Origin of the sequence: Mesorhizobium sp. M8A.F.Ca.ET.202.01.1.1 (genome assembly GCF_004791595.1) — a bacterium.
Taxonomy (GTDB): domain Bacteria; phylum Pseudomonadota; class Alphaproteobacteria; order Rhizobiales; family Rhizobiaceae; genus Mesorhizobium.
This window is the reverse complement of record NZ_SRUN01000023.1, coordinates 18,187-43,980: the sequence shown is the minus strand read 5'-3', so window position 1 is coordinate 43,980 and position 25,794 is coordinate 18,187. Positions and strand designations below refer to the sequence as shown.

28 protein-coding genes and 1 pseudogene are annotated in these 25,794 nt (G+C 59.9%); 8 read left to right on the top strand and 21 right to left on the bottom strand.

Going from position 1 to position 25,794, the window contains the following annotated elements; genetic code table 11:
* Positions 1-385: 385 nt before the first annotated feature.
* The 9 genes from EN845_RS31735 to EN845_RS36850 all read right to left on the bottom strand — a co-directional run bounded on the left by EN845_RS31735 (position 386) and on the right by EN845_RS36850 (position 7,950).
* Positions 386-970 (bottom strand): lytic transglycosylase domain-containing protein, encoded by a 585-nt coding sequence (locus tag EN845_RS31735; protein WP_245478138.1) that lies wholly within the window; start codon positions 968-970, stop codon positions 386-388.
* Positions 967-1,230: a S26 family signal peptidase gene (locus tag EN845_RS36370; protein ID WP_245478139.1), complete on the bottom strand. Its 264-nt coding sequence runs from the start codon at positions 1,228-1,230 to the stop codon at positions 967-969. Before EN845_RS36370 ends, EN845_RS31735 begins: the two co-directional genes overlap by 4 nt.
* A 278-nt stretch (positions 1,231-1,508) precedes the next feature.
* A complete protein-coding gene (locus tag EN845_RS31725; protein ID WP_127309131.1) occupies positions 1,509-1,748 on the bottom strand; it encodes a helix-turn-helix domain-containing protein in 240 nt (79 codons plus the stop codon).
* Positions 1,749-1,913: 165 nt separating this feature from the next.
* Complete coding sequence (locus EN845_RS31720; protein ID WP_127309130.1) at positions 1,914-2,237, bottom strand: DUF736 domain-containing protein; 324 nt, start codon at positions 2,235-2,237, stop codon at positions 1,914-1,916.
* A gap of 531 nt (positions 2,238-2,768) precedes the next feature.
* Positions 2,769-4,499, bottom strand: a complete 1,731-nt coding sequence (locus EN845_RS31715) for a ParB/RepB/Spo0J family partition protein (protein ID WP_127309129.1) — start codon at positions 4,497-4,499, stop codon at positions 2,769-2,771.
* 75 nt (positions 4,500-4,574) lie between these two features.
* Complete coding sequence (locus EN845_RS31710; protein WP_127870809.1) at positions 4,575-4,994, bottom strand: DUF2958 domain-containing protein; 420 nt, start codon at positions 4,992-4,994, stop codon at positions 4,575-4,577.
* Between the two features lie 131 nt (positions 4,995-5,125).
* The gene (locus EN845_RS31705; protein ID WP_127311954.1) at positions 5,126-6,091 is read right to left on the bottom strand and encodes a zincin-like metallopeptidase domain-containing protein; all 966 of its coding nucleotides are present in this window, start codon (positions 6,089-6,091) and stop codon (positions 5,126-5,128) included.
* Positions 6,092-6,767: 676 nt separating this feature from the next.
* Complete coding sequence (locus EN845_RS36365; RefSeq protein ID WP_246693525.1) at positions 6,768-7,322, bottom strand: peptidase C39 family protein; 555 nt, start codon at positions 7,320-7,322, stop codon at positions 6,768-6,770.
* A 448-nt stretch (positions 7,323-7,770) separates the two neighbouring features.
* Positions 7,771-7,950: a lytic transglycosylase domain-containing protein gene (locus EN845_RS36850; RefSeq protein WP_348631116.1), complete on the bottom strand. Its 180-nt coding sequence runs from the start codon at positions 7,948-7,950 to the stop codon at positions 7,771-7,773.
* Between the two features lie 215 nt (positions 7,951-8,165).
* Between EN845_RS36850 and EN845_RS31690 the strand changes: the two genes are divergently transcribed.
* Entirely contained in the window at positions 8,166-8,774 is a 609-nt protein-coding gene (locus tag EN845_RS31690; RefSeq protein ID WP_127310328.1) for a peptidase M41, read from the top strand.
* A gap of 42 nt (positions 8,775-8,816) precedes the next feature.
* Here EN845_RS31690 and EN845_RS31685 read toward each other — a convergent pair whose 3' ends face one another.
* Positions 8,817-10,031, bottom strand: coding sequence for an NERD domain-containing protein (locus EN845_RS31685; RefSeq protein ID WP_127310329.1), 1,215 nt, complete (start codon positions 10,029-10,031; stop codon positions 8,817-8,819).
* 206 nt (positions 10,032-10,237) lie between these two features.
* Here EN845_RS31685 and EN845_RS31680 point away from each other — a divergent pair, with 206 nt between their 5' ends.
* Together EN845_RS31680 and EN845_RS31675 are read left to right on the top strand one after the other, a co-directional pair.
* Positions 10,238-11,479 (top strand): type IV toxin-antitoxin system AbiEi family antitoxin, encoded by a 1,242-nt coding sequence (locus tag EN845_RS31680; protein WP_127310330.1) that lies wholly within the window; start codon positions 10,238-10,240, stop codon positions 11,477-11,479.
* On the top strand, positions 11,470-12,333 hold the full coding sequence (locus EN845_RS31675; protein ID WP_127310331.1) for a nucleotidyl transferase AbiEii/AbiGii toxin family protein: 864 nt from the start codon (positions 11,470-11,472) through the stop codon (positions 12,331-12,333). The genes EN845_RS31680 and EN845_RS31675 overlap by 10 nt, the downstream gene beginning before the upstream one ends.
* Before the next feature lie 166 nt (positions 12,334-12,499).
* On the opposite strand, the gene EN845_RS35855 is transcribed toward EN845_RS31675, so the two are convergent.
* Together EN845_RS35855 and EN845_RS35850 are read right to left on the bottom strand one after the other, a co-directional pair.
* Entirely contained in the window at positions 12,500-13,267 is a 768-nt protein-coding gene (locus tag EN845_RS35855) for a hypothetical protein (RefSeq protein WP_210235377.1), read from the bottom strand.
* A gap of 108 nt (positions 13,268-13,375) precedes the next feature.
* Positions 13,376-13,918: a hypothetical protein gene (locus EN845_RS35850; protein WP_210212297.1), complete on the bottom strand. Its 543-nt coding sequence runs from the start codon at positions 13,916-13,918 to the stop codon at positions 13,376-13,378.
* Between the two features lie 231 nt (positions 13,919-14,149).
* Between EN845_RS35850 and EN845_RS36360 the strand changes: the two genes are divergently transcribed.
* A complete protein-coding gene (locus EN845_RS36360; RefSeq protein WP_245478269.1) occupies positions 14,150-14,554 on the top strand; it encodes a hypothetical protein in 405 nt (134 codons plus the stop codon).
* Positions 14,485-15,015 carry a hypothetical protein gene (locus tag EN845_RS36355; protein ID WP_245478270.1) on the top strand — a complete coding sequence of 177 codons (531 nt, stop codon included), beginning with the start codon at positions 14,485-14,487 and terminating at the stop codon, positions 15,013-15,015. Before EN845_RS36360 ends, EN845_RS36355 begins: the two co-directional genes overlap by 70 nt.
* Positions 15,016-15,027: 12 nt before the next feature.
* Here EN845_RS36355 and EN845_RS36350 read toward each other — a convergent pair whose 3' ends face one another.
* From EN845_RS36350 to EN845_RS31655, 4 genes are read right to left on the bottom strand one after another with little or no spacing between them, the layout of a single operon-like run.
* Entirely contained in the window at positions 15,028-15,534 is a 507-nt protein-coding gene (locus tag EN845_RS36350; protein WP_245478271.1) for a hypothetical protein, read from the bottom strand.
* A complete protein-coding gene (locus EN845_RS36345; protein ID WP_245478272.1) occupies positions 15,485-15,943 on the bottom strand; it encodes a hypothetical protein in 459 nt (152 codons plus the stop codon). Before EN845_RS36345 ends, EN845_RS36350 begins: the two co-directional genes overlap by 50 nt.
* Positions 15,944-15,962: 19 nt before the next feature.
* The gene (locus EN845_RS36340) at positions 15,963-16,142 is read right to left on the bottom strand and encodes a hypothetical protein (protein ID WP_245478273.1); all 180 of its coding nucleotides are present in this window, start codon (positions 16,140-16,142) and stop codon (positions 15,963-15,965) included.
* A complete protein-coding gene (locus tag EN845_RS31655; protein ID WP_245478274.1) occupies positions 16,139-16,810 on the bottom strand; it encodes a hypothetical protein in 672 nt (223 codons plus the stop codon). The genes EN845_RS36340 and EN845_RS31655 overlap by 4 nt, the downstream gene beginning before the upstream one ends.
* A 687-nt stretch (positions 16,811-17,497) precedes the next feature.
* Here EN845_RS31655 and EN845_RS36335 point away from each other — a divergent pair.
* Positions 17,498-17,587 (top strand): annotated as a pseudogene (locus EN845_RS36335) (oxidoreductase); the annotation flags it as partial.
* 33 nt (positions 17,588-17,620) lie between these two features.
* Here the strand turns inward: EN845_RS36335 and EN845_RS31645 are convergent.
* The 4 genes from EN845_RS31645 to EN845_RS35630 form a co-directional block, all read right to left on the bottom strand.
* Complete coding sequence (locus EN845_RS31645; protein ID WP_127310332.1) at positions 17,621-18,292, bottom strand: hypothetical protein; 672 nt, start codon at positions 18,290-18,292, stop codon at positions 17,621-17,623.
* 359 nt (positions 18,293-18,651) lie between these two features.
* The gene (locus EN845_RS31635; RefSeq protein WP_245511859.1) at positions 18,652-19,332 is read right to left on the bottom strand and encodes a thermonuclease family protein; all 681 of its coding nucleotides are present in this window, start codon (positions 19,330-19,332) and stop codon (positions 18,652-18,654) included.
* Positions 19,333-19,442: 110 nt separating this feature from the next.
* Positions 19,443-19,829 (bottom strand): hypothetical protein, encoded by a 387-nt coding sequence (locus EN845_RS31630; RefSeq protein ID WP_127310335.1) that lies wholly within the window; start codon positions 19,827-19,829, stop codon positions 19,443-19,445.
* 905 nt (positions 19,830-20,734) lie between these two features.
* Positions 20,735-21,793: an SEC-C domain-containing protein gene (locus tag EN845_RS35630; RefSeq protein WP_127310336.1), complete on the bottom strand. Its 1,059-nt coding sequence runs from the start codon at positions 21,791-21,793 to the stop codon at positions 20,735-20,737.
* Between EN845_RS35630 and EN845_RS31620 the strand changes: the two genes are divergently transcribed.
* On the top strand, positions 21,792-22,727 hold the full coding sequence (locus EN845_RS31620) for an XRE family transcriptional regulator (protein ID WP_167531545.1): 936 nt from the start codon (positions 21,792-21,794) through the stop codon (positions 22,725-22,727). The genes EN845_RS35630 and EN845_RS31620 overlap by 2 nt on opposite strands.
* 150 nt (positions 22,728-22,877) lie before the next feature.
* Here the strand turns inward: EN845_RS31620 and EN845_RS31615 are convergent, their stop codons facing one another.
* Positions 22,878-24,164, bottom strand: coding sequence for an MFS transporter (locus EN845_RS31615; RefSeq protein WP_127311540.1), 1,287 nt, complete (start codon positions 24,162-24,164; stop codon positions 22,878-22,880).
* Positions 24,165-25,454: 1,290 nt separating this feature from the next.
* Here EN845_RS31615 and EN845_RS31610 point away from each other — a divergent pair.
* Positions 25,455-25,751, top strand: a complete 297-nt coding sequence (locus EN845_RS31610) for an adenylate cyclase (protein ID WP_210212440.1) — start codon at positions 25,455-25,457, stop codon at positions 25,749-25,751.
* The last annotated feature ends 43 nt before the right edge of the window (positions 25,752-25,794 follow it).

The window sequence follows — 25,794 nt, the reverse complement described above, 5'->3', positions numbered from 1 at the left end:
CCTGGCCGGCATAGCGTTTGCCGGCCTTCGAGCCGCGCGACCCGATTTTGCCGAGCTTCGGCCTGAACTCGTCATCCTTAATGCGAGCCTCCCAGACATATCAAGCAAAATCAGACACTTACACGTCCAACCCTCTTGGCACCGGCGGCAGCCTCCCGGAAAAACGATGTGCAGACAAAGATTTAACCGCCTCCTGGAGGCGGTACCTTTATCTTGCCTTACGCCGACCCAATCCTCAGCCCCTTCCAGATCGAGAAATCAGCACCCCGCGCAGCCAGGAACGCCTAGCGCTTTCACTTCGCGCCCGGCACCGTCGATCCGATCCGTCCGGAACCGAGCGGCACCAGAATGTCGCCGTTCGGATTTCTGGCGGAAACGCCATCTCTCAAGAAAAACAGCGACCGTCCGGAAGGCGATTCGGAGTCTTCGCGGCCGGGGGATTGCCCCCGAACTGCTCCATGTCGGCGGCTGAAATCCCGGCCGCATCGAGCTTTTCCAGATAGCCGACCGTCTCGGTCGGCAACGGCCGTCCACGCTGCAAATGGTCGTCGTAGCGATCGGGTCCAGCATTGTAAGGCAGCGAACAGGCCGGGATATCCGAAGCGGTCATACATGGTGCGGAGATAGGCGGTTCCGGCAGAATGTTGTCGCGCGGGTCGTATGGGTCGAAGCCCAGACCGTGCTCGATCCGCATCTCCTCATAGGTTTTGGCCATCACCTGCATGAGGCCCATTGCGCCCGCGCGCGAGGTGATCGGGCGGCCATCGAGCATGGTTTTGCCACGACTTTCAGCATCGATGACAGCGTAGATCCAGGTCTGAGGAAGACGAAAGCGCCGGCTTGCTTCCGAGACGAACACCTGCCACTTTCGAAGCTGCGGACTATGGGAGATGGCGACCGGCTCAGCGCCGGTCGAGGCGGAACAGGCGCATGGGCCAATGGCGACCATGCCCAGCACCAGGAGGGTCATTCGGTCCATAGCGGCACGAGCCTCCCGATGATGTTTTTGGCCGGAACCGGCCCGAAATAGCGGCTGTCGAAGGAGCGTGGGGCCTCGCGATTGAGCAAAAAGAATTCGTTTTGCGAGAGCGCACGGCAGCCGCTCCACCAAGGCAATGCACGGCCCTGCGTATCGGTCGCCAGCCGGCTCGCGACGATCTCGCCGCCAATGATGATCGCCTCGTTGAAGGCACAGACATGCTCGCCGGGAAGAGCGACAAGGCGCTTCACCAACGGCACGCTGCGGGGAAGGTAGCCGCGTTCGGCGGCAAGGTCGGCGATGGATCGGGCGCGCGGACGAGGACCAGATCACCGCGTGCGGGGGCTCCTCCAGCGACACGGTAGAGCCCGACCGGCGCGCTGGTCGAGGCGTTCCAGACCAGCCAGGGCGATGGATTGGCGAGGCCCGTGACCGATCAGGCCCAGTCCGATTGCAGCGACAGCGATTGTCTTTCGTGCCCGAATGCGCCGCAGGCGAGAGCCGATCAAATGGATGGATGCCAGCGTCTTCATGAGCGGCCTCCATCCTTGGAGCCTGCTTCCTGCTGGCGCCCTTTCGACCACTCGTCGAGTTCGTCGATGTGGTAGCGGACATAGCGGCCGTGCTTGCGGAACTGCGGGCCGAGGCGCTGCGTGCGCATCTTTTCGAGGGTGCGCTGGGAGAGGCCGATATAGAAAGCTGCCTGCGCGGTGTTGAGGAACGGACTGCCCTTCTTGGCGCGGGCAGCGCGGTCGTTTTCGTCGTCCATGATGGTCCTCGTTTCGCCAACTGAAGATGACGGCGAGGATCGGCGAGCGAGGGCGTTTGCGGGACGGGCGAAGAGTCGGTTGGGAGTTTTCGCCGCCCCCTGGGCAGACGGTGCTGGGGTTGGAAGAAGCCCCCGCGCCGGCGGCGCGAGGGCTTCAGAGGCCGGTCAGTCGACCGGGTTCCAGATGATGGCGAAGCTGTCGTCGTCATCCTGGCCGGCGGCGCGACCGAGATTGGCGTAGAGCTTGCGGGGCCCAAACTCGGGTGCGGCAATCGACAGGCTGACATAGTCCTTGCCGGAGGCCTCGCCGATCCGGACCCAGCCGGCGCCCACCTCGACGCCCTGTGTCAGCACCCGGAAGTCGGGGTGATTTTCGGCGCTCTTGGCCTGGTTGGGGACGATGTCGATGTCGGCGCGGACGCTGAGTGTCCTGAGCTGGCCCTTGTAGCCGCCGTTATCCTGCTTGGTGACGTATCCGATCGCGGTCATGCTAGTCTCCTTTGGTGCTCGCCGGGGACCATTCCCCTGCGATGGCGGACCGTGATGGGCGCGTCCGGCCCGCCCGAACCCCCTTGGGCCGGAGCGTCAGCGGAGGATCCGAGCGGACGGCTTTTTTGAAGCGAAGCGGCGCGAGGAAGCCGCCGCAGGCGGCGGGGAAAAAAGTTGACGGCGAGGGTTTCGGGCGGGACGGATCCGCTCATAGGTCATCAAGCCAGCGGCAGGGGAATGGTCTTCGCAGAGCGCCTCAGGACAGGCCATATACGCGGTCGCTGCGACACCAAGTCGGTCAGGCGGTTAGCGAAATGCGGACGCTTCGACGCCGCGCCGGCGCCATCGTTCCGATCCGGTACGCGCCTAAAACGGACAAATCGACCTGTCTGCCAGCAGTCATTTCGCGGGGGACATGGCACCGGGAACGGAGATGCGCAGTGGTCTGCGAGGAGAAGCTCAGCGCCACTGCCTCCCGGCAGACGGCCGAGCGGCGGCAGCCCAATCGCTGCCGTCGCCACGCCCCAAGGATCATTCAGACACGAACAGGGACTGGACCTTCGACCACTGGTCCACAGTGCGAAAACCGCCGCGATCGGTGTAGCTCGCAACCGGGAATGTCATCCAGCGCGGCAGCCAATCGCCGACTTTCTGCCTGCCGTTTTCGCCTGCAAGGACGTCGCGCATGATCTTCTTTTGCGTCTTCACCTTCTCCGAAACATTGCCCTCAGCGACCTGTTTGCCGGCAATGTCGGCAAGCATGGCGTTCGCGACTTCGCGGTCGCGCAGCAGCTCGAAGAAGGCATCGTCCGGCTGCCAACAGCTGCGCATATCGACATTCAGATGATTGCCGAGCGCCTCGACGATGGCGCTGCCGGCGGCGAGCGTCTCGGCCATGACGATGGCCAGAACGCGCGCGACATCGTCATCGCCAAGCGTAAGCAACCGGGCGAACACGCTGGTAGTGGTAAAGTCCTCGCCGTTGCCGCCGGCGATGCTGGTGTCATCGTCAGCTTGCCCAAGCGGCGCCAAAACCTCGCGCCGCTTCTCGGCGAAGGCCGCTTCGGTCTTGCTTGCGGCGATGCTTGCCGCCACTGCCTCGTTGGCTGCGCGCTGCGCTTCAAGGCGAACCTGCCAGAGGCTCGAACCGGCAATGGCATGCGCCAGCATCAGGCGCAGGGCGACAGCCGGATGGTCCAACAATGTCGTGCGCGCAGCGGCGTGGCGATGCAGATCGACATAGTTCTGCATCGGCCCGCTGAGTTCGGGACGCGACGGCTTGGCAGGCGTTTCGACATCCTCGCCATCCTCGCCGCCGGAGCGGGCGCGGCAGGCTTCCTTGCGCGACAGGTAGCCTTCATGAAACTCGGCCGCGCCACGGTGCGAGACGGTGACAATGACCTTGCCGCCCTTCTTCTTCGGCGTCTTTTCATAGTCCCATGAGTGGAAATACTGCCCCGGTTCGAGCACGATCACTTCGAGCCAACCGGCTTCAATGTAGGCGCCGCGTCTGGCGGCAATCGCCTCGTTCTGCCTTTGCCAAAACAGGTCGGCATCGGCAAAATAGCTGTCCTCGCCGAATAGATCGGACACGACCAGTCCGCCATAATCCTCGATGGCGAACAGCGCCACCTTGGTCGAGATCGACTGGCCGCCGAACAGCCATTGCTTCAATTGCCAGCCGCGCGGCGCGCGCTGATCTGGATCCGCGTAGAGCGCCAGCCAGTCCTTTTGCTGTGCCTTCGAAGCCATGGTGAGATGGCGTACGGTCTCGGTGTCGATTTCCTCGCGGCGATAGGCTTCGCGAATCTTCGGCAGAAGATCGCCAAGCGCCAGGATGCGCCTCACCTGATGTTCGGTCAGTCCAAAGGTAGTGGCAATATCGGCGACACCGCGCCCTTCCTTGATCAACCGGGTGAAGGTCTCCCATTGCGAAACCTCGTCGGGGTCGAGCCGGGCGATGTTCTCGATCAGCGAGGCTTCGAGCGCGCCGGCATCGTCGCCATCTTCCATGATGGCGCATGGCAAGGGCTCCGTCTCACCGCGCTCGTCGGCGACGGTCTTTGCGGCAAAGTATCGCCGCCGCCCGGCGACGATCTCGAAGCTGCCGGGCGACCCGTTGGGCCGCACCAGAAGCGGCACGAGCACGCCGCGCGCCCTCACGGACGGCAGGATATCGGAGATATCCGGCGCTCGTCTGGAATGCCGCATGTTGGCGGCAGAGATATTCAAATGGTCGATTGCGACATGGGCAAGCTGCATGGTTCCGTCTCCTTTACACTGGTTGAAATCGCCCTGACCGCGAGGCCGCAGGCCGAGCGGCGGGCGGTTTTGCGCCTATCGGCGCGATCGTTCCGCCATGTCGGGCGGAAGTTCGGGAAGGGGGATCGAAAGGCCGGCGGCGGCCTGGCGCAAAAGCCGCTCGGCCTCGGTGATGTGGCCGGCAAGGCGCGCGGCTTCGGCATAAACCGAGAGCGGAAACCGCGCGTGAAAAAAGAGGTCGCGCTCGATGCCGAGACCAAGCGGCCCTTTCACGGCTTGAAGCTCGGCAAGGCTGACGCTGCCGAGTTCCGGGAAGCCGAAACCGAGATCGCAAAGGCCGAACAGCGTATCGCCATCGGCGTCGAGTTCGGTCAAAAGCCAGGTCGCGGCGCCGACCGGATTGAACAATTTCACGACCGGGACATGATCGGTTTCGGTATGGGCTGCACCATTGGCGAGCAGCCGGGCGCGCAGGTCTTGGGTTATCAGGATCATGGCGAAGCTCCTTCTCAGAACAGGTCGGGTTGATTGCGGGCGTTCGGCGGGAGGAAGGTTCACTGGACCTTCCGCTTGTCCGCCTCACCATCGAAGAGACCGATATCGATCGGCTTTTGCGTAGCGCGCGGTCATGCCGCGATCTCCCCAGAGTCTGCCGCGTCCGCTGCGTCGGCGCCGAAGGCGAGCAGGAAATTGGCGGCTTTCGAGGCAAGGCTGGCGGCGCGGAAAATGGCGCGGTTGTCCTCGCGCAGCACCGAGAGCCACGAAGCGATATAGTCGGCATGGCGCACGGTGGGCTCGATGCCAAGCGTGGAGCAGGTGAAGGCAGCTGTCAGCTCGGCCACCAGTTCCTCGCGGGCATAAGCCTTGGTGCCGAACGAGCCGGAGAAGTCGCGCGCAAGCCGGGTGGGATGCCCGGTCCAGTGGCCCAATTCATGCAGGGCCGTGCGGTAATAATTGATCTGATCAAGGAACGCGGGCTGCGGCGGCAGCTGGATGAAATCGCGAACCGGCATGTAGAAAGCGCGATCGCCACCTATGCGAATATCCGCGCCAGACGCACGAATGAGCGCCTCCGCCTGCGGGATGATCGCGCGCTCGGGCAGCGGCTCAGGCTGGCCGTAAAGGTGCTCGGGTAGGCCATCACACTGCGCGACATTGAAGATGGTGAAGCGCTTGAGGAAGGGAACCGCCCGAGGCTCGGCCTCTTCTTCTCTGGCGCGCTCCTTCTCGTCCTTCGGGATAAAGCGGTCGGCATGCACGATGGTCGTGCCGTGCTCGCCCTTCCTGACATTGCCGCCAAGCCAAAGCGCCTGCCAGAAGGTGAGCCAGTACTGGCCGGCATAGCCGCGCTCGATCACCGCGCCCCACAGGATCAGGATATTGATGCCGGAATAGCTGCGCCCGGTGACGGCATTCTTCGGCAGGCCAAGGGATGCCTTGGCCCTGCCCCAAGGCTTCACCCATGGCACGCAACCCCGCTCCAGATCGGCGATGATCCGATCTGTGATTTCCGTATAGAGGCTGGCCCTCGGCGGCTCGCCGCTCTTGGCTAGCACTTCTCCACGAGCACCGCGCTTGCCGGTTCTGCGCATGACTTGACCTCCGCTCGAAAATCTCGCTGCGCCCCTTCCCCGGAAGCGGGGTGGGCGGCGAAAAACGACCGGAAAGGCTCGCCGTCAGAGGCGGCCGGCATCCGCAGGACCGGAACGAAGTGGAGGACCCGGAGCGGGAAGCGGAGGGTTGCGGGGCGCCGCGGCGGGCCTAGAAGGGAGAGCCGCCCACACCGCGCCGCCGGGAAGGCCACCCCAAAAAGACAGCGTCGCCCGCAAGGGCGGCGACCGTCACAGCCCGCACGGGCTGCATGCGCCAGGGGGCGAAGCCGTATGGCCGAGACCGCCTGAGCCTGCCGAAGATGAGCGGGCTCGGTTCACGAGCACCCGGTGTGCGCCATTTGGCGCACAGGCACCCTGATGAGCCAGATGGCCTAGCGGTCAGGAGACCGACGTCGTTGAGCGAGGAGCTCGCAAGGATCGATTTCGAAGAGCCTCGTTGACGTAACAGTGCGAGCGTGCCGGTGCGCGGCGTGTCATGAGGTGTCTGGCCAGGTCGGGGCCTTACGCGGGACCGGTCCGAGCGAGGCCATGACGCCACCGCGGCCCGGAAACGTGATGCATGCAGCGATCGCTGGGTTCGCCGCATCGAGCGCCATGCTGGCTTGCAATATAACCTCGTGTCCGAAAGACCAGCGGCAGGGCCTGTTGATCTAACCTAGAGTAGGTTCGATTCCGATGAGCCGCTGTTTTCCAGACAGGCGGGTGCTAGTTGAGCCCTCCGCTTGCCCAATGCCAGGACCGCCCCGCGCCTTTCGCCTCCGTGGCTTATCCGCCCCAAGAAGTCTTTTATAGAGAAACGCTCCAGCCGCACGGGATCTGGTGTGTCTTGGTTCCAGGGGTCAAGGACGAGCACGCTTCTGACACCAATGTCGGCCAGGACCACCCAATGCAGCGCCAAGCTGCCATCGTCCTCGAGCTCCTTAACGAGGCATAAAAGTACATTGCCCCTCGCCATGTGTCGCCGCAGATCCTCTTCCCCAGGCAACGCCAACTTCATTTCGCCGCCGGCCTGCAGGAAATGCACTCGATCGCTCTCCACAACGGCGCGCATGATGAGCTTGTGCTCGACAGCCTCACACTCATCTTGCAGCAGTTCCAGCGCATCATACTGATAGATCGTGGTTTCGAGCCCCAGGCGCAAAGCGGCCAAGCCGAGGCCTTCAGGGCTGCACCCTGGCTGCCCCTTAACCCCGAGAAGTTGCGCTGCCATGAGCAGGCAGCTTGGTCCGCACGTGAAATCTGTGGTCTGTGGCCAGTAACTTCGCCGCCATCGCAATTCCTCCTGCCAGGCTACAAGTTCCCCAATCCTATCTGCCCGCGGGCTGGTGCGTTCCACCCCTGCCTTCCCGCCGGAGACAGAGACGGTGGGGGTCTGTTTTGCCTGCGCGGCGTAGCAATCATCACGATGGGGACCAGGATGACGTTCGCGCTCGTCTCTGATCTGAAACCGAGCATGGACCCGCTTCGGCTTGATCACTTACTGGACCCGCGCATGCCGCTGGAGCTGTGGCCGCACGCTCCCCCGATCCGCTGGATCGTCCCGATATAGGGATCGGGTATGGGGAGGTCTCTGGTTATCAGCGGCCCTCAGCCTCCTATTCAGCTCTTCCCACAATGCTTCCTGGTTGGTTCCATACTGCCAAAAAGGTCGGTTCTGCCTACGACCGAGGCCGACTGCCGCTGGTTGGAGGGCTGGCCGGTCGAGCTGTGGCCGCACGCTTGCCCGATTCGCTGGACCTTCGCGATATAGGGGCCCACGTCGCGGGCATGATCTGCATCAGGCTCATCGCCCCGGCCGAGGAGACCGCGCGCGGTTCTCCGGCGCTTTCCGCACGCATCACCGCCCTGATCGTTGCGATCGGAACGCCGAAGCGGCGTGACGCCTCGGCAATGTGATCGGCATAGGCATCGCGCGGTGAAGGGCGTGCGACTGGCGTGACCTGTGCTACCGAGATCGAGGGCGTGACGCTCGCGATGGCAAGGCCAGTAAGGAGAAGGAGAGCCCCTCCGTCGGGCCGCGGAAAGCAGCCCGGATCCGCTGAGGCGGCTCGAAATGGGGCATTATGTGGTGGCGCGGGCGATGGGTTTCCGTACTGGCGATGTTTCGATTGAGCTGACTGGGCCGTTCGACGGCCACCGTGGAATGGCCGCGATTGCACTTCCGGAGCAGACCGGCACGATCGAACTGCTGGCCAGTTACATCGCGCGACGCGTGGTCGTGCTTTACGCCGGCAGCGCCGCAGAAACACTTCCAGGCGGCGGCGCGCCGACGCGCGCCGTTGCCGTCGAGAGGGCGATTGAAATCATCCGCAATCCTGGCCAAGGCGCAGAGCAGGATCACGCGAAAGCCCGCGAGCTGATCCAGATCCTGAGAAATATCACGCGGGCCGGGACCGACGTCAGCGACGAAGGCACGACGCAATCCGAGCTTGATGAGTTAGATCGCCAATTGTTCGGTAGGGCAGTTGAACTCGTCGAACTGCACGCCGACACAATTGTCGGCCTGGCGGGCAACCTTGCTGATCGCATCCAGGTGATAAAGGAGCATGTGACGCTGGACGCTCCATATCTGGAAGGGCTGCCTGCCGTGCAGAATATATCAGTGGTTGAACCGATCCCGATTGGCGACACGACCAAAGCCGACCCTATAGGCCAAGATTGATCCAGGCTCTAGCGACATAAATGTAACGGGAGCCTCGGCCCGTCAGCCAGGCGGGTTAAGGCCGAACCGAAGCCTCGGAAACTCCCCGCGCTCGATGGCAACCGTGAACACCTGATTGAGCGCGCTAATAAAGGCCGCTTCATCAGCGAGGTGATGAGTGTAGGAATGCAGCTCGGGATAATCCAACACGAAGCACGGAACGGCTGTCTCGTTGAACAAGCCGAGGACAGCTGGGCTGTAGACTGAATATTCGGAATTGAACAGCTCCTTGACAACAATCAAGCCAACGAGATCACGATCGCCCAAGTCGATCTCGTGATAGCTCTTGCCCGTTCTGAATTTTAGTGGAACGCATGATCGGGCGTAGCCGATTGAACCACGCATCTGGTCGACAGCTTTTTTGAGATGTCCGACGACCGTAGACTTCTTTCGGCCGATCGAGCGAAGCAAGACCTTCTCCGTATTAGGGCTGTCCTTGGCTTGGACGAGGAAGACCGTGTTCGGCGTGATCAGCAAGACGTCCAGGAATTCTTTTCCATCATCGTGGCGAATCGGGTTCAGGTAGATATCGTCGCTCTGGAAGATGCGTTGCATCGCATAGACGATATCAAGCTCATTGAAGTGCCCGGCATCCTCGCGTTCCAGCATCGTGTGCATCGGCGTCTTTGCGCCGTGATATGCGTTCACGTCCGGCCGAACGTCTTGGATGTACATGTCATCGGGGAACAGCGGTTCGCCGAAGCAGATTGCATAGGCCTCGTCATCGTCTTTGGCGGTCCGGAGCCCGAACCACTCGGGCAGTTGGTCATGGATATCGCGAGCTAGCTCGACCGAGAACGGAGCAAAGGCCATCGCGCTCATGCTTGCTTTAAATCGTGCGGCCTCATCGTTCGTCGCGCTGTATCCAAGCAGTTCTCGATTATGCTCATCGAACATGTGCACGCTCAGTTTATCCGAGGCAAAAAACTCCTGAATCTCGGCCGTGAATTCATCATCAAAGAGCGCTGTCCATAGAGTGAGCGGCTCATCGGCATCATCGAAGAATGCAGATACCATTCCGCATGATTTCCGGCCGTTGGCCATCAACGGCGCAACATAGATGCGAAAGCCGCGATTTAGCTTGGCGGCGAGAATCCACTCCTTTGGGCATTTGATGATCAAGCGCAAAGCGCTCTCGCCTGGAATGCGTATTGGGAACAGCCCACCGGGAAAGTTCACAAGACCGCCAAGTAATTCCGGATGAGTGATGGTAAGCACGTGGTTTCTCAAATTTGCGCGACGCGGTTCCGAGTTTACTGCGCTCGAATTTGACGGTTGTTCATCGCGAACACAATTGCCTCGTGCGATGGTGGTGCTTACGCGCCGCCGAATTTCCAGACCGGGATGCCGAGCTTCCTGGCCTTATCGGCAAGGTTGTCGTTGACGCCCGTGCCGTGAAGTGCATCACGCGCTTGGAACGCTGAATGCCGAGCAGGTCCGACTGGCTCGAAGCGCAGCGGATTTCACTAATACACCATGCTTCACTACAAAGTGAAATAGCAGATTGCGGTGAAATCAGTTGCCAATTTCACCAAACTAGGCTATTTCATTTCACAATGAAAACCTATGAACGAGTGAAAGAGATCGAAAGCCAAGTCGCTGACGCATTGCGTCAGCAGCTGGAACGGATTCCCTCGCTCAAAATCCAGTCCATCGACCAAGAATGGGACCTGCGAACCGGCCCCAATATGCCGATGGCCGGCGCTGACATTCTTGCCCGTGTCAAAATGGCGGATCGCGTCATCACGCTGATGTGCGAGGTGAAAGAGCCGGGATACCCGCGGCAGGTCCGAGGCGCGATCGATCAGCTTTATGCCTGTATGGCGCGGTATCAGACTCTGGCGCATTCCGACGTCGTCGTTCCTCTGGTCGCCGCGTCATGGCTCTCTCCCGAGTCGCGCAACATCTGCGCGAATGCGAGGATGGGCTGGCTCGACCTTGCCGGCAACTGCCGGATCGCTTTCGACAACGTCTTTATCGAGCGGGAGACAGCCGACAAACCGAAGCCGGCGGCGCGAAACTTTCGCGCCGTCTTCTCACCGAAGGCGGGGCAGGTCCTGCGTACGCTTTTGCGCGATCCCAAAAGGCCCTGGAAGGTGGCCGACCTCGCCGAAGCAGCGGATGTCAGCCTCGGCCATGCCAGCAATGTGCGGTCGGCGCTGCGCGACAGGGAATGGGCCGCAGTGGATGACGAAGGCCTTCACCTGACCGCGCCGGACGCTATGCTGGATGCCTGGCGCGATTCCTACGAGCCGGTTCGAGGCAAGCGTTCGTCCTGGTACACTATCCTTCACGGGCGCCAGTTGGACGAAGCGCTTCGCGAAACGTTGAGCCGGCGCGAGACGGACGGACATGCCATGCTTGGCGGTCTTTCAGCAGCACAGTGGCTTGCGCCTTATATGCGCGGCAACTTGACGACTCTCTATGCCGACACGGCGGCCATGCCGGAACTGATCGAGGCGCTCAAGTTGAAGCCATCGAAGAGCGGCGCCAATGTCGAAGTGATAGAACCGGATGATCCAGCCATCCTGAAGGAGCGCGTCGAGGTTCCCGGCGGACCGCCAGTCTCGTCCCCGATCCTTACCTATCTTGACCTCTCGCATCTCGACGACCGTGGGCGTGAGGCCGCCGAACATCTAAGAGAAAAGTTGCTCAAATGGCATTAGCGCCCGATCCACAATCCGCCGCCGACTATACCGACCGCGTCAGCGCTGCGGTCAAATCCGCGCTTATGGAGATCGGACAGATCCTTGGCAGTTTCGAGGGCAAGTTCGCTGTTGTCGGTGGAGCCGTACCGTGGCTGCTTCTGGAGGCCGACGACATGCAGCATGTGGGCACGATCGACATTGATCTGACGCTGGATGCGGAGGCGCTTGGCGATGGCGAATATGTTCGGCTGGTCGAGGCCCTCATAGGCAATGGCTATTCGCAGAGCGCGGAGCACCGACGGTTCCAGCTTGTTCGCACGATTGAAGTGGCCGACGGTGGGCCACCCGTCGACGTGATCGTCGACTTCCTGATGCCGCGTGACGCTGAGATCGAGAAGAACATTCCCCCTCTCCTATCGGAATTTGCAGTGCAACGCGCGTCCGGTGCGGAACTGGCCGTGCGCTTTCACCAACTGACGGCGATTGAAGGCACGATGCCGGGCGGCGGACATAACCGGGTGAAGATTGCCGTTGCCTCCATCCCGGCGCTGCTGGCGATGAAAGGCCAGGCACTGATGCGGCGCCAGAAGCGCAAGGATGCCTACGACGTTTATTACTGCATCCGCAATTACGAAGGCGGTCCCGAGGCGCTCGCTGAGGTCTGTCGCCCACTGCTTGACATCAAGGATGCGCGTGAGGGCTATCTGGGGATCGCGGAGAAGTTCGCGAAAGAGGATATGATAGGACCGGTGTGGGTGCGCCAGTTTGTGGAAGGAACGCCGCATATCGGTGATCGCACGCCAGCGCAGTGGCAAACAGATGCCTTCGGACAGGTGCATGCCTGGATGGCGGCGCTCGGGCTGGCTGACTAGGTGTGGCCTTCCGATCCGCTTCCGGACACCGATAATCGACGGTTCCTGTCGTAACGGGAACGCCTGCTTATCGAAAGTCGCATGTCTTCATCTTGATCTTGCGGATGGGTCACAAGGGTCGACAACGTCTCGTGACCAGAAATTTTTAAGCGGCGGCTCTCGTGGATCATGCCTCAGGGCTATCCATTCTCGAGTCGCGGGCGGCATTGTTGAGGAAATCATCCAGCGAGGGCGCCGTCTTATCGGAACTGGTAATCAGGGTCTGCGACCACAGGATCGAAGCTTCGTAGACAGAACTGCAGATCCATTCACCGCCCTGTCTGAACCAATGGGTCGCCTCGGGCAGGAGATCGACGGAGACCGGGTGGCGCGCAAAGGGGTTGTGGAAGACTTCCATCTCCGCCGTCCATGGCTCGTAGCCATGCGGCCAGAGCCCGCGATAGTCGGCACTCGTGATGTCGAGACAAAATGGAATACCCTTCAATGCGCCGGGTGTTCGGTCGAAGAAATTGCCGATGCGGGTGTAGCGATGACCGGCAGGCGCGCCACCGCCAGAGATGGCCACGCGATTGAGTTTGGCCATCGAGCAGGCATTCGTGAAAATCACAGCGGATAGCTCGGCATGCTCATCGTTGGCGAACAATCCCGCGGGAAATCGCGCGGGTCCCAGCAAATGTTCGGCCGGCATCGGCACAGCCTGCGGCCGGCCGTCGACCTCCGCGACCGTCGCTCCCGAACCAAGCAGGTAGCCGATCAAGCCTTCGCGGCTCCACATCATCGAGCCGGATGCCTGGAAGTCGGCAACGGCCAGGATGAACGGCTTGCCGTTGGCATGTGGAAGCTGGTCGTACCGCCGTGCAAGTTTGTTGCCGATCGTTTTGGCGAAGCGCAACGCCGCCGCGCCGAAGAAGACTTCCTCGCGATTGGTCGGCATGTCCGCAAAGGCGGCGTTGACGTGATTGTACGGCACAGCAGGATTGGCCGTAACTGCCTCCACCATGCTTCACCGCCAAGCCGGTTCTCAATGCGGAAATCCGGCGATTCAAAGGGCTGCTCGACAAGCAGACCCTGCTCGCGAAGACGCGAGAAGCTGCGCTTCCCACAGCCGGGTATGGAAGTTGGTTGTCTGGCAATCGCTCACCCAATTGCGGTCGGGTCTCGGCAGCGCAAGATACAGCTGGTTCAACGCCCAGGCCGCCGGTTGATGGGTTTCCATCCCCAACATCCAAAACACCTCGCTTGGCTCGCGGCCGGCGAGATCGAAAAGTGGCGCTTGCATAGGGACGCCGGGCGGCAATGGCTCAAGCGCCAACCCGTCGGCAAGCTCGGGCTCAAGGGCCGTGGCTGCCGCGTCTATCGTGGCGAATCCATCGGCGCGCTTGGTAACCGTCCAAACGGAATCCACTCGCCGTCGCATGACGATGACGTGGAATGAATCGCTCTCGGGGTTATGCGTGACAATGCCACATCCATTTCCGTCATTTGAGCCCCATGCCGCGACCGGTGGCTCCTCGCCAAAGGCATGCCCGCGCGGCAACGCTAGCGCATAGAAATCAAATTCCCACTGCGGGATTTTGCGCCTCACCACTCCCTGTCACGGACGCCCAGCTGCAGAGCGCCAGCTTCACATCGATTGGCGGGGGCGCGTCAACAATACAGGCCCCTCAAGACTGTTTTCCGCGACCCAGACAAACTCGCAAGCACGCATATTCGAACAATAACTGCCGGTGACGCAGAACGAAGTGCCTTTCGATTTTCTATGCCACCCGGCTCGTCGATTGTTTAAGCTGGCGAAAGCGAGTCAGTGGGTGGGCACATGGAAGTCTACTGCAAGGGCATTGCCCGTATCCGTCACGCGTCGAGTCGTGAAATCTTTGAAGTCGGAGCGGAAGATTTGGATTGGGACGCCGTTGGCGGCGATGAGCGCCAGATGGGACCGGAAATCCATTATGAGGCGGTGATCGACCATCCGGAGCTTGGCGACCTGACCTGGGGGCTTTGGGAGTATCCCGTCGGCATCGAAAACTATCACAACACAGATATTGGCAGGAACGAGCTCGTCGAAGACTTCGACTACGGGCTTGAGCATGGTGAGAGTAACCGGACGATTGGCTCGACTATCAGGCATCGTCCAACCCATATCGGGTTTTCATGGACTCCTATCACCACACGGGTGATCTGCTCGCCGATCATGGTGGATATCACGGCGACCATCTCGTGAACCGGATGATCTTCTCCCACCAGGTCACGGCGCTGGAAGCATATCTCGGCGACACTCTGCTCAATGAGGTTATGGGCGACAAAGCGGCTATGCAGCGTTTGATTGATCAGGACGAGGATCTGGGGAAGAAGAAATTCACTCTGTCCGAGGTGTCAAAGGAGCCCGCGTTGGTCGAACGCAGGGTCCGGGAGCACCTGCGTTCTGTCATGTATCACAATCTCAAAAAGGTCGACGTTCTCTACAACATCGCTCTCGGCGTGCGAATTCTGGACCTCGCCAGCGACAAAGCCAGCCTGTTCAAGGCCGTCTTGCTTCGTCACGATTGCGTCCACCGCAACGGCTTCGACAAGGAGGGCAAGGAGATCGACGTCTTCACGAAGGCGTTCGTCCAGGAGACGGCGGACCTGATCAAAATCTTCGTTGAGGAGATCCAAAACGCAGTACAGGGTCGGCCTTCGTAGATTGGCGGGCCTTCACACGTCCGCTTGATTCATCTCAACCTGGGGCGCGAGGATGTCTATTGCCTTCCAATGCTCGCCGTCGATCACCGTTACAAATTCCCGGTCCCAAACGCCAAATCGCTGCTGCAGCGGACGCGTCGCTAAGGGGTTGTGGACGTAGGTCAGCGGGCGGGTCTTCCGGGAAAGATTTCCGAGACTGACGCGAGACCAGAGAACGCCGGAGACGTCGCTGAAGAGTGGGTTGAGGAAAGCAGTGCGCTCGACCGGCTTACCCTGGCGCGCAATTTCAGGCGACGCGTGGAATCCTTCCTCGACTATCTCGTCTGTTGCGCGATCGATGGTGATGTAGGCGTCACCGATGGGGAACAACGATGTCAGGATCAGCGGGGGCTTTTCGGGGACATAGACACCGAAGCGGCTGGCGCTGATTGCGATCAGACGCACGTCATCCGCGCCGATGTTGCCCTCTTTAAGATACTTTTTGATGACCTTGAATTTCGTCCAGAATGCGCTCGTCATGCGTAGCTGAGCCTGGCGCACGGGCGCCGCAAAGAGGCCGCCGCCTTGGGCGCGTGACCTGGTCTGGGCCGGGATTACCCTCGTCCGGGGCAATGGCCTCGATCCAGATACGCCCACTATCAGTCAGGACGCAGAGGTCGGGTTGCCCACCTTCGCGCAACCGTTCGGACGTCGGCAGCAGCGCATGCCCAGCCTCGAGGAAAGTCCAACCGAGATACATTTCCCAGAAGCGGGCATCGACATCGCGAGCGAAGCCGTCGCGAAAATCTGGATCGGCATAGGGCTCGTAGCGCTCCCACATGCCTTCGATGATGCTGTGCAGTCGCTTTTCCTCGGGATGCTCAGCGGCCCTAAGGTTGATGAAGCCCTTGTTCATGTTAGGGCCGTCGAAGTCGAAGATGCGAGTCACGATTATCCGTTCCGAACTATCACGCCGTTCGCCGGCTGACACGGTCATGCTCGGCTATCAGGAATGTCAGATAGCTGCGGATGAGATTGCAGTATAGGCGAGCTTCGTCGATGCCCAGTGCGAGACCCTCCTTCAGATCGGTGCCATGCCGCACGCCGCCACCAGTCGGAGAAGACAGGTAGCCGTGCAGTGTCATCATCCATTGCAAGATCTGCCTTGATGGCCTCGGCCGCGTGCACGGAGCTCACCGATGATCTTATTGAAGTAGCGCCCTTGGATGCTTCCGTCCGGGACATCAAGTCCGCGGAAAGCGGTGGCGATGGTCTCCAGCAACCACAGAACCTCCTGAACGGCCTGTCGTCCGTTTCCCTGCGACAGAGCCCGCTCGGACGCGTCGAGCGCTACAGAGATCAGCGTCGATGCTTGCGCATCGACAGAGGGCAGCTGCTCAGGAACGGCGATCGGAACATGGGCTCGGGTCGCGCGCAAAGCCGGAGGATCAATCTGATAGCCGGCGCCCGCGTCGGCAAGAATACGGTTGAGGCGCGCGACGTCCAGTAGGGTTATGTGGGACCACTGATTGGCGATGTCGCTGCAGCCGTCGCAGAAGGCCTCAATGAATAGCGGAGCATTTTCGCTCGCCACATTCATGAGTTTGTCGAGATCGTCGGAAGCCCAGCTCACGCTGCTGCTGGGGTAGTAGGGCGCACCACCCGCACCGGCAAAGCGAGACTTGAAGCGCTCCAAAATCGTGCGGCGATCGCCTTGGCTGCAAATGCGGTCAATCAGATCGCGAAACGCATGGTTGACCGTCGGCTCAATCGGGCCGGGACTGTCGAAGCGCCAGTTTCCATCAAATTGCAGCATTTGAACTACCTCGAAGCGTTGAAGCGGGCGATACGGCTCCGAGCGAAGGGGATTGAGAAAATGGAGATCGGCGAAGGCCTTTTGATTGTCAACGATCCGTGAAGGGATCACAACGTGAACAGGGCTAACTCCTAAACGTGGGACAAACCAGGGAGCACGTCACCACCCGAGACGTTCCTGGCCCCTAAACGAAAAAATCGCACCGGTTAGACCGGGGACGGTTATTGGTTTTTGACAGAATTGGTTGCGGGGACAGGATTGGTTTTTTGTCCCGCGGCGTCGGCTTTGCCTCCTTGCAAGGCAGGCCCCTGAGCCAAGGCAAATCGATGGCCAGCCAGCCGAGTATCAAAACGGCCCGCACGAGGCGGGCCGTTTTGCCGGCTGAGCTGAATGTGTCATTTGTCGAACGCTACATGGATGGTGTCGAACTTTCCAAGGGTGCAGTTCAAGGCATTCGCTTCGACATCGTCGATGGAGAACCGTCGTTCAGGGTTGGCGTTCGTCCTGGCGAGCGAGGCGATATCACTATTGAGATCACGGTCGCGGCTGCGCAGACACTAAACAGTCTGCGTAGTGGCGATCCGGCATATTCGCCATCGATCTACCATTTTCGGCGCATGGGTCAGATGGGGGTTGATGGCGACCCTTCCTGGATGGGCAGTTGGTTGGCGGTAAGCTCGGCGTGGTTTGGTCGTCTATGTCTGCTCGGAGCAGGCTTCGGCGACAAGTGGCGCTGCTTTGCGCGTCGACGGCGGCGTCCATAGGTCAATCGTCTAAGGGGCGCTGTCGTCATACGCTGACAGGTCTTCCCTAGCGGTCCAACTCCCGGTTTATGCAGGGTCTCGTTCGTCTCACGGCGTCGAGGAGGCTTGGCGGATTTGGGGGCAACCGGGAACTGCCGTTGACTCTATGGCGAAAGGCGTTAGCGGTCTGTTTGACCTCCTTCATCCCGCTATCGAGTTTGACGCCTGCGGCCAGGAGACACTCGCACGCTTTGTAGAGATCAAACCAGTCAGGGGCTCCGGCTGAATAGGCCAACGCTTCAGCAAGAATAGGTTGGGCGGCAGCGGCTTTGTATCTCTCTTGCGCGATCGATGGTGCCGCTTCCTCGACGATCGGCTCACCATGCTGGTCAAGGATCTGAAACCTGGCCGCCCCGGCGCCAAATCTAAAATGCGCTGTCTCGGTCTCCATGATGAAATCTACCAATAATCGGTCCCCGAATAAGCGAACCGTTCCGGTCAACGTCACATTTGATTTGCCAACAATTCGGGCCACGATCGCATTCATTTCCCTGACGGCCAACTTACCAGCGTCATAGGCTTCTCGGGGCGTGGAACTAGCGCCCAACCGGGCCACGTTCAAAACAAGATGCTCTTGCCCGTCCTGACTAAGCACCTCAACGGAAGGGTCGAACGGAGCCGAGAATAAATCCAGCCAGTTGCGCCGCTCGGCTCCATCAGCCCTTAGAAGCAGCCGCACCGGTTATCCTCGCGGTTGTAGGGAGCTAATGCAGTCTCCGTAATATGTGATGACGTCATTCCCAGGCGCGGCTATCGAAACAGAGGTGGGCATTCGAAGGGAAAACGTCAGCTCCTGTACCCCTATTTCGGCAACCATCAAACTTGATCCGACGCTTAACGGAACGGGCGGGTTTTGTCCGACTTGCAGGGTATTGTCGTTAGCTCCCATCCCGCCACGGAACGTTAGCAGCATCGGAGGCAGGTGCTCAAACTTGCAGGAGACCACAGTCGGTTCTCCCGCCGCAAGCGCAACCATCTGAAAGGGCAGGCACAAAGCCAAAGCCAGTCCAATTAGTCTCGCTGTCATCGTCGCCATTCCTAGCATAAGGTTTCGCACGCCTGCCCGTCGCCATCCCGGTCGAGCTTGCCGCCCCACGGACAATTACTGAGATACCATTGAGCCTCGTCGCACGAGCTGATTTGCGAGCATTTCCGCCGCGGCTGGCATGAGTAGCTTTGGGCTACCTGTTGACGGCTGATGATGCCGACTGGTTGGCTCACCGCCGATTGGGCATTATCTCCATGCCCGGCGCGCCATTCCCACGGCGCTTGGAACTTTCCGACCCACAGCCCGACCTTCGCCGCTTCCGCCTTCCCCTGCTGCGCTGCATAGGCACCATGGCTGTAGCGGGGCCAGTCGATCGCCTGGCCGTGTTCGACCATCCAGGCGGCCACGCTGGCGCCATCGGCACGCTGGCAGTCGCCGACAAAGCGGTGATAACGATCCCAGGTCACGAATGTGCATTGCACTGGCTTAGACGCGGCCAGGAAGGTGTCAAGCGCCTGTGCCGATTGCCGGCCGCAGGGATAGTCGGCCCCGCTCGCATTTTTACAAAGCTGCTGGCTCTCCGGCGCGTCGATGCCGTTGAAGCGGATGCGCTGTCCGTGGATTTCGATCGTGTCGCCGTCGATGACGGATGCCACGCCGGCAATCGTCGCCAGGCCCGCGCTGGTCCAATTCGGCAGATGGAGCTCGGGCATGTGGTCGCTGTGTTGCATGGCCGTTTGCGCAGCCAGAGCGCCAGCCGCGACCACCGTCACCAAGATCAGGCGCCTTTGCACCATGCCAAGTGGCCTCCGGCGAGGCGATCGCATTCTACGCAGCATTGCTAGTTCGCCTCATGTCCGGTGCGGCCGCCCGGTTTCGCTTCGGCGGCACGTTCACCACAAGCCCGGCCTAGGCTGTCAACCCCATTGCGCAGATCGCATGGATGATTGCCAGAGTCCCCGCCGCCACCTTGGCGCGCACCTTGGCCTGGCGGTGTCAGCGGGATTCCGCGAAAGGCCTGGATGACTCCAGCTGTTCGCTGGCCGTCGCCCTCGATATGCGTGTTCTGACTGTTCGGGTTGAACGGGTCGACTATCTGGGCAAGGCTATTGGCGCGATTGGCGTCGCCGGCAGAGAGCGTCACGCTGTCATAGTGATTGAGATAATCCGCTGCGCAGCCGCTCAATGCCAGAACGATGCCAAGGCAGATCGCCAGGTTCCACTGCATGGCCCCTAGACCGGCGCCGGGTTTATGCCGGCGGCTCTCAGTTGCGCACCAAGCTTCGCTCGAGTCCCACACGCGGGCTTGTCGCCGGCGACGCACTTGTTATTCGCGTCTGACCAGTCCAGCAGCGCCGTATTGATCCAGCTGCCAGGTGCACGCTGGATCCCATAGGGTGTCGGTGGCGCGCCACCAGCAACGGCTGGAGCTGCCGTGGCACCCTGGCCATGCGGGGCACGCTTCCACCCGCTTAGGATGAGGCAGTTCTTCATATAGTGATCTTCGGCAGCCAAGTTGCCGAGGGCATTCCCGATTCCGGCCCCCGCAACAAAGCCCGGGGACCCGATAGCAATATAGCCTTGGTCAACCGACCCCTTATGCATTTCGCATTGAGCGTGGGCGACGTAGAAACTAGGCCCGTAGCCTATTTGCATGTAGTCGGCTTGATTGCTTGTTTGGCAGCCGCCCAGCGCTGCCGTGGCACCAAGTGCCACAAATGCTTTTATTCTCATCCCCCAGCCCTCCCAAGGCCGAGTTAGCATCTCCTAAAGTTGAATTTGTTGCAAGAGTGATGAACAAATCTGGTAAATTCCACCTGCCGGCAGTTCGTAGACTTCCCTATTACGACGGATATACCCCGCTATTTTATCCATCATTCCGTGGGATTGAAGATGCGAAACAGCGAATTGGCGCAACGGCTATGCAAGGGCTGGACCCCATGGGCAAAGGGTCCAGGCGACCACGATATTGAGAAAATATGGTGGGCGGCCCGCGTGCTGCATTTTCCGAAGCTGAACTTCTCGACATGGTTCGACGGCTCGGAAGTCGTCGGCACCTGGCATCGGGGATTTCGTCAGAAGTGGAATGCTTTTCCCTCTGACCCGATCGAGCATCTCTTACGGGATGTAGGGCTAAGGATTCCCCCTTACGTCCACGATATGAGCCCGCAGAGTAGAGTGAACCCCAAGCATGGGGGGTGGGGGATTCTGTCCTCCTTCGGCAATCAACACTGCAATTTCGGCGGGAGGCGCTCGATCAAAGATGCCGAGACCGAGATTACGGCTTTTGAAGGCGTGCAGAATCGACGGGAAGGGTAGCTTCAGATCATGCGGCCGGCAGCATTCGCCATAGCGCCGATTTGATCCGCAGTTGCAAAGCTCGGCCTCCTTAAACTGGGTTAGCCGATAATAGGGATCAGCTTGGCCCAGTTCATCCAGCATCGCATACTGGCGTCCCGGCCACCGATCAAACACCACCAAATGAAGCTGGCGAAGCGCCCATACGCTATAAAGGTCCAGCAACGTGCACAAATCACTGCCTGGCGACCAAGCTTTATCGAGCATGGGGTGATAAGCGCACACCGAGCCGTCAGGGAAATTGGTATGTCGCGGGCCGATCCATTCGACCTGCCCATCTTGCTGCCAGAACGCCCATCCACGCGGCTCGACCGCTGGCGTTTCTGGTAGGGCAATAAGGAATATGGCTTCTCGCGATAAGCCATCTATCACTTGGCTGCGAGCGAGAAGCCATACTCCATGGTCATCGGGGAGGAGAGTTGCGCCGGGGTATGCCCGTTGCACATTCTCTAGCTGCCCGGCGTAGTTGCCGGCGAGGCCGACGATCCGTGATCCGGCACGGGGCGCCCGTGATCTACCGGACGACCTTTGCCGCCGGGTGGACCTTTGCCATGATCGGGCTGCGGGTCCTCCCGCTCCTTGCTGTTGCTCATCACTTTTCTCCTGGACAGTGGGTGATGTGGGCTGTGGGTCGAGGATAACGATGCCCCCGTCCTTCACCCGCACGGGCCGGCGCGCGTCCAAACCGACGCCAATCCGATGCAACTCAGCCCGCGCATCGTCGGTCAACAACACTTTCATTTTGCTTGCCGATGTGCGAGTCTGTGTCACCAGCACAGGATGCATTCTGAAGCGAAGCGTGTCAAGGTGTGCTGATCGCACAATGGTGAACATGAACGAATTCGAAGAAAAGCTCGTCGGGGCGGTCCGCGAGAAGCGGGAACGCGAAGGTCTTAGTATAAGGGCATTATCGGGGATTGTGGGAATCAGCTTCTCCACGCTGGCCCGCATCGAGCGGGGCGACGGGTCGCCCGACAACAATTCCAAAATTAGGCTGCTCGAGTGGCTCGGCCCCGATGCCGATGAACACGAGCTTGGCTTTGATCGGGTGGCATTCGTTCACTTCCGCGCTGGCAAAAACGCGTCCTCCAAGACTGTGCAAACCCTGCTGGACGCTGCCGTGTGTCTTCGTCAGCACTATAGTAAGGGTGACATATCAGAACCGAGCAGCGCGCCGATAGATGCTGAAGTTATCGCCATGTCAAAGGAAGAGCTGGAGCAGACGGCCGAAGATTTCCGAAAAGATTTAGGATTGAAGAAAAGCGACCCGCTAGATCCATTCTATTTGGTTGTTGATTCTGTTATGGTAGAGCGATTGCGGGATACCTCCTGTATTACTGGAAAGGCAAAGAACACACTTGCTGGACCGTCGCGAGGCGAGTGGTCCGCTATGAGCGTTCCCTTAAATTCCGATCAGGATAGGTGGGTTGTCTTTTTAAACGACTACCATACCGTTGAGAGACAAAGAGTGACGCTCCTTGAGGAATATTGGCATATTCTTGCCGGGCACAAGCTGACCAAGATAGCTAAGATTGCTGGCTGCTTCGGTCGAACATATGATAGCGCTGAAGAGCACGACGCGTATTTCTTGGCATCGGCAACTTTGCTTCCACGAGACCCGATCAAGCGTATGGTCTCGGGTGGCAAAAGTGCCCCTGAGATCGCGTCCTTCTTCGGGACCTCACCGGAACTTGTTGAATATCGAATAAAGCGGCTCGGGTTGTGGCGCGATCATATTGGAAAGAAAGTGAGTCTGGCCAAACCCTAACGATGCCTTCCGTCGACCGCCAGCGGCGGTTGGTTCAACAAGGTCAGATTCGAGGCTAAGGGAAAACCGAGGGCAGTCACCTCCTCGACCTCTTGTGCAAGCTCATTGGTTCCGTGCGAACGTCTTGGAAGGATGGGAAGCGGTCGTCCGCTAAGAACCAGGCTCTGAAGCGCGCCGATCGAGAAAGGCGGCGTACAGCGCCGCCAACAATGCAAGTGCTGCCGATATCAGCATCATGATGAAAAGCGCGCGGATCGAATCCGCAAGGAACAGACCGGCGATGGAGGCTATGAGTGCTCCGCCGCCGATCCTCATTGCGGCGGCCAGTCCCGCAGCGGTGCCAACCAGATCCGGCCGTACCGACAAGGCGCCGCTGTTGGCGGCAGGCATGGTCAATCCGTTGCCGACGCCGATGAAGACGCAGGGGCCGAAGAAGGCCAGAACGTGAGTGATGCTAAATGTCGATAGGACCTGACCGGCCAACAGACCGGCGCAAGTCAGTAGACGCGCGAAAACAAGTGTAGTGCCCAGTGCGTTCTTCGAGGCGTAACGCCCGGCCAAATAGCTGCCGAGGATGAAGCCGGTGGGAACCAATCCCATGTAGAGGCCGAGCTTCGCGCTTGATCCACCGAGCGCGTCACCGACGACCAATGGTGCGCCTCCCAGGAACACATAAAACACCCCCATTGAGGACGCCATGCACAGTGTGTAGGCCCAAAACCGTGCTGAACGCAGGAGCAGCCGATAGGAGGCACCCGATAGGAGGCACCCGATAGGAGGCACCCGATAGGAGGCAAGATAGTTCCTGTTCGATCTAGGCAATGGAATTCTTCTGATCTCGCGCATGGATAGGGCAAAGGCGGCCGCACCGAGGATCGCGAAGACAACGAAGCTTGACCGACATCCGAACAGTTCGTCCAGCGACCCGCCAAACAAAGGACCGACCATGGGCGCGAGCGCCCATCCCATGGCGAGGTAACCGAATTTGCTGGCGGCTTCGCGTTCATCCGATGTCTCCTTGATGATGACCAGAGCGACGGAATAGCAGGGGCCGATGCACGCCTGCATCGCGCGAAACAGGAGGAAAGTGCCGATATTGGGAGCCAGAGCGCAGCCGGTGGACGCCGCGACAAAGATCGAGAGAGATATCAAGACGACCGGCCTGCGCCCAAATCGGTCCGACAGTGCGCCGCCGATGGCCTCTATGACGGCGGTGATGATCGCAAAGCCGGCGACCGACAGATTGACCAATGCGAAATCGGCTCGGAACGTTGCGGCAATGTTCGGCAGCGACGGCAAAATCATGTTCACCGGCAACACGGCAAGAGCCGAAAGCAAGATGAGAGTAATTAGCCGGGGTGGAGTAGCGGGTTCGGTGATGACCGTTTTCGCTGATATGTCGGTGTCCGGACTCCGAGTGGGGTTGTCGCTCGCCATGATCTCTTTCACCTTGTGATGGGATAAAAAGTGAGGGTCTGACGAGGCGGCCCGATTTCGGGCATAAAAAAAGGCCCCGTCAGGAGCCTGCTTACCGCGCATGGGTGCTTTCGCCGGATGGTTACACCATCCTGCCCATGCGCTCCCTTACCACCACGATGAAAACCATTGCGACGTTCATGGCACCATGAGCTAGGCGGAAAGTTTCATGCGGTCAAGGCAGGATGCATTCGACGTCGATGCCCGGTGATGCATCCCGAAGACAGCCACGCCTATTCCGACTGCAAGGACGCTTGGATGAAACGTGTCGAAGCGATGGCACTCAGCCGCTTTCCCTGAGAACACGTCTATCCTTAAATACGGTCCTCCGAGACGTGTTCAATCATGCAGGGTCACAGTTTCGAACCAACGTGGCGGTGGATTAGGACGCGTTGCTTCGACATACGCCAGTCATTCGTCCTGCCAGATCACGCGCTTCTCCCATCCGATTTAAACCGCATAGACACACCGCGAACGTACGATTAGCAGACGATTTCTACAACAGCGCTGTATTGGCGGTAGCCCTCTCCCGACTCGACCCCCCCATCATGGGATGTCATCGAGGGGACGAACTGGGCTACCCCCAGTAGCAACCACTATCGGCTTACGAGATAAGGTGCAGGTATTGCCGGCGTCTTAGCGCGCAGTGCGAAGTCTGGGAACCCAACCAATCCACAGAAATATTTTGTTGGTACTTCTGTTGGTAGGTGCCATGGCTGTGCGAACCACAACCGTTTGAAAGCAATGGCCGATTTCATTTACTTGGATTCCGCCTCTGGGCACCATCTTTTTAAAAGAAAATCACGTTCTTATATAGAGCGACCACCTGATCGTTCTCGTGTGGCATGCGCCTGTTGCAGGCGCGTTCGCGGGTCGGCGCTTAGGCTTTCTTGTCGCCATTGGGATTTGGTGCCGGCGCCTCCCGCACGTCTCGCGGTGGTGGATCGACATGCTCAAGCTCCGACGGAGCTTTGTCTGGCCGACGGACCGGTGGCTGCGGGCCGGGCTTCGGCTGTGGTTCTTTGATCTTGGCTGGCATATCCAGTTAACTGGGATCCACAGGCTCTTGTTCCCTGATGCCTTAAAGGACCTGGAGACCGAAGCCGCCAAAAGCGTGTCACGGTGAAACAAACAGATCACAGTTTGCGACAGTCGGGATGAATGATGGTCCGAAGAGCGTTCTAACTTTAGTTCGCCGGGCGCTCACAAGACCCCGAGCGCCCAAAATCAAATGCTTTTGGGAGAACGATCATGAGACATCTCCTCATTCCAATGGTGGCAGGCTTGTTCATAGGTTCCACCAGCATGGCCTTGGCCACCAATGTTCACACGGTGACGGGCACGACAGGTCAGCCCAGCCAAGAAATCGGAACTGCTCAAACAGGAAGTGCGACCCCCGGCCACGCCAGCTCTGCCCCGGGCTCAGCTTTCAACCCGGATGGAAATGCCGGAACACATTACGCCGGCACCCAGCCGCAAAACTCGAAGAATCCGAAGAGCGTATCTCAGTACGACGTGGCCGGCTTCCAGCAGTCCCATAATAGGTGACAGCACGGTCCGCGAAACAACAGGCCCGGCCGCCGAAGCAGCC